This is a genomic window from Polynucleobacter sp. 35-46-11 (genome assembly GCF_002281105.1).
In genome coordinates this window covers 1-3,413 of the sequence record NZ_NCFJ01000280.1, presented here as the reverse complement: position 1 = coordinate 3,413, position 3,413 = coordinate 1, and the positions used below count along the sequence as shown (strand labels likewise).

Annotated in this window: 4 protein-coding genes and 1 pseudogene; all 5 read left to right on the top strand. The window is 46.2% G+C overall.

Annotated features, from left to right (window positions below; all coding sequences use genetic code 11):
• Positions 1–181: 181 nt before the first annotated feature.
• Entirely contained in the window at positions 182–892 is a 711-nt protein-coding gene (pyrH, locus tag B7Y67_RS13470; RefSeq protein ID WP_215301291.1) for a UMP kinase, read from the top strand.
• Between the two features lie 11 nt (positions 893–903).
• On the top strand, positions 904–1,464 hold the full coding sequence (gene frr, locus B7Y67_RS13465; protein WP_215301289.1) for a ribosome recycling factor: 561 nt from the start codon (positions 904–906) through the stop codon (positions 1,462–1,464).
• A 30-nt stretch (positions 1,465–1,494) separates the two neighbouring features.
• Positions 1,495–2,268, top strand: a complete 774-nt coding sequence (gene uppS / locus B7Y67_RS13460) for a polyprenyl diphosphate synthase (protein WP_293599092.1) — start codon at positions 1,495–1,497, stop codon at positions 2,266–2,268.
• A 16-nt stretch (positions 2,269–2,284) separates the two neighbouring features.
• On the top strand, positions 2,285–3,112 hold the full coding sequence (locus B7Y67_RS13455) for a phosphatidate cytidylyltransferase (RefSeq protein WP_293599091.1): 828 nt from the start codon (positions 2,285–2,287) through the stop codon (positions 3,110–3,112).
• Positions 3,112–3,413, top strand: a pseudogene (locus B7Y67_RS13450) (1-deoxy-D-xylulose-5-phosphate reductoisomerase); the annotation flags it as partial. The gene B7Y67_RS13455 and the pseudogene B7Y67_RS13450, both read left to right, overlap by 1 nt.

Genomic DNA, 3,413 nt, shown 5'->3' with positions numbered 1-3,413 from the left:
AAAACTGCTGGGCTTGCCCAGTAAGGCTGTCATACCCAAAAGGGCATGGAAATCTCGGTTTCTATGCCCTTTTGTTTGATCTGTGCCAAGCCCTTTATAATTTGGGCAAGATATTAAAAAGTACTTAAAGATCAATAAGCTAAGCAAGTAAATTGCTTAGCAAATTACGGAAAATAAAACGATGCCAGCCTACAAACGTGTTCTCTTAAAACTCTCTGGTGAAGCCCTCATGGGGGATGATGCTTTTGGCATCAATCCAGTCACTATTGATTCCATGGTGAAAGAAATTGCCGATGTAGTAAACAGCGGTGTTCAGCTGGCCATTGTTATTGGTGGTGGAAACATCTTCCGCGGTGTAGCAGGTGGTGCAGCCGGTATGGATCGTGCAACAGCTGACTACATGGGAATGCTTGCCACCATGATGAACTCCCTTGCACTTCAGGATGCTTTGCGCCAAAAAGGTGTTGAAGCGCGCGTGCAATCTGCTCTCAGAATGGATCAAGTGGTTGAGCCATATATTCGTCCTCGTGCAATTCGCGCATTGACTGAGGGTAAGGTCGTGATCTTTGCTGCGGGTACTGGCAACCCATTTTTTACTACTGACACGGCAGCTGCTTTGCGTGGTGCTGAGATGGGTGCGGAGATCGTTCTGAAGGCTACCAAGGTTGATGGCATTTACAGTGCAGATCCAATGAAGGATCCAACTGCTACTCTGTACAAGACAATTACCTTTGATGAGGCCATCATCAAAAACTTGCAAGTAATGGATGCAACTGCTTTTGCATTGTGTCGTGATCGTAAATTACCAATCAAAGTATTTTCAATTCTCAAGCCAGGCGCATTGATGCGCGTGGTTCAGGGTGAATCTGAAGGTACTTTAGTACACGTTTAATAGGAGGCTTGATGTCCGCAGCAGAAATTAAAACCACTACCGATCAAAAGATGCAGAAGTCTCTCGAGGCTTTGAAATCCAATTTGGCGAAGATTCGTTCTGGCCGTGCAAACCCAGGAATTTTGGAGCACATTCAAGTGGATTACTACGGTAATCCAACGCCACTAAGTCAAGTAGCTAGCTTAGGTTTGGCTGATGCTAGAACGATTAACGTTCAGCCATTTGAAAAGACCATGGTTGGTGCAATTGAGAAAGCAATTCGCGATTCTGATCTAGGTCTTAATCCAGCTTCCCAAGGTACAGTGATTCGCGTACCAATGCCTGCTTTGACAGAGGAGCGTCGTCGCGACCTCACTAAGGTGGTTAAGAACGAGGGTGAAGACGCTAAAATCGCCGTACGCAATTTACGCCGTGATGCGAATGAGCACCTGAAGCGCTTAACTAAAGATAAAGAAATTTCAGAGGATGATGAGCGTCGTGCAACTGATGATATTCAGAAGATGACCGATCGCACGGTTGTTGAGATTGATAAGTTGGTTTCTGAAAAAGAAAAAGAGATCATGACGGTTTAATCGTCAGATCATTTTTTTATTCTTCGGTTTATGACCCAGCACACTAGCTCTACCTTAGTTGTTCCAGAGGTGAGCGCTATTCCTCGCCATGTTGCCATCATCATGGATGGCAATGGTCGCTGGGCCAGCAAGCGTTTTATGCCGCGAGTAGCAGGGCACTCTGAGGGATTAGGCGCAGTGCGGAAGATTGTTCAAGAGTGCCGCCGTCTTGGTGTTGAATACCTCACTGTATTTGCATTTAGCTCTGAAAATTGGCGTCGCCCACCGGAAGAGGTGGGCTTTCTAATGAAGTTGTTTCTCAAGTCATTAAAAAGCGAAGTCACTCGTCTCGCTGAAAACGATATCTCTTTACGCCTTATTGGTGATCTCAGCCGATTTGATTCTGCGATCCAGGAGATGGTGCAATTCTCTGAAGAAAAAACTGCTGGCTGCAAAAGTCTCACTTTTACGATTGCCGCTAACTACGGTGGTCGTTGGGATATTTTGCAGGCGATGCGCCAATGTTTGGCTGCTAATCCTGGTTTGAAGCCTGAGGAAGTGTCAGAGGAGTTATTGCAAGCCCATTTATCCATGGCTTATGCTCCAGAACCAGATTTGTTCATTCGCACTGGTGGTGAGCAAAGGGTAAGCAACTTCTTATTGTGGCAACTCGCGTATACCGAGTTGTATTTCACGGACATCCTTTGGCCTGATTTTGATGAGGCTGAATTACATAAAGCGTTTGACTGGTTTAGTCAGCGCGAGCGTCGTTTCGGACGTACGAGCGCTCAGCTAGCTTCCGAGCCTTTGAGCGACGCAGTCTAAGTACTCTTATTCCCTTATGTTAAAAACCCGAATCATTACTGCCACTATCTTGATGGCAGTGCTATTGCCCATCTTATTTTTATTGCCCCCAATCTATTTGGGCGGATTTTTCCTCGTCGCATTAGTTGTAGCTGCTTGGGAATGGAGTCGCATGATCGCTCCTGAGGCAAAAAAGGCTGCATGGCTCTATGCCGCTTTTTGTTTGGCCATCATTTTGTTTTTACTCGGCACCCAGGCGATTTCATGGCAGTTCTCTCTGCTCATGATGGCGGTGCTGTTTTGGTTCTTTTTGGCACCATTTATTTTGGCAAAAGGGATGAACCTCTCCCTTCAAAAATTCAAACCTTTCTACAGCATTCTAGGTTTGATCATTCTTCCGGCCACTTGGTTCGCCTTAGTCTTCTTACGTGAGCTGGGCTTAGTCTTTTTGTTGAGTAGCATGGCTTTAGTTTGGGTTGCCGATATCGGCGCTTACTTTGTTGGCAAGGCTTTTGGTAAACATAAGTTGGCCGTAAATATCAGTCCAGGGAAGTCGATTGAGGGAGCCCTGGGCGGCCTAGTTCTTTGCTATCTTTATGCATTTTTATGCGTAGTCTATTTACCTCTAGCTGATACCTTGTTTGGTGCTTGGGCCATTCGATTTGGTTGGGTGCCGATGTTCTTGATGGTTACCGTGTTAGCTGCGTTCAGCGTCTTCGGTGATTTGTTTGAGTCTCAGTTGAAGCGCTTAGCTGGAGTCAAAGATAGTAGTCATTTGTTGCCTGGCCATGGTGGCGTATTAGATCGGGTTGATGCTCTCATCCCGACAATGCCGATTGCTGCATTACTAGCTGGATTGATTTGATGCCACTTAAGCAAGTTGCCATCCTCGGATCTACGGGATCGATTGGTGTTAATACTTTGGATGTGATTCGTGCGCATCCAGATCGCTTCAAGGTGGTCGCTTTGACTGCTGCAAAACAGATTGAGCGTCTAGCTGAGCAATGTATTGAGTTCAAACCAACTATTGCAGTAGTGGCTGACGCTGAGGGCGCCTCCAAACTGACTCAACTCCTGCAAGCAAAAAAGATCACGACTCAAGTTCTTTATGGGCCTGAGGCATTAGTAAGTGCCATCACCGAATCAGGGTGCGATACCGTTATGGC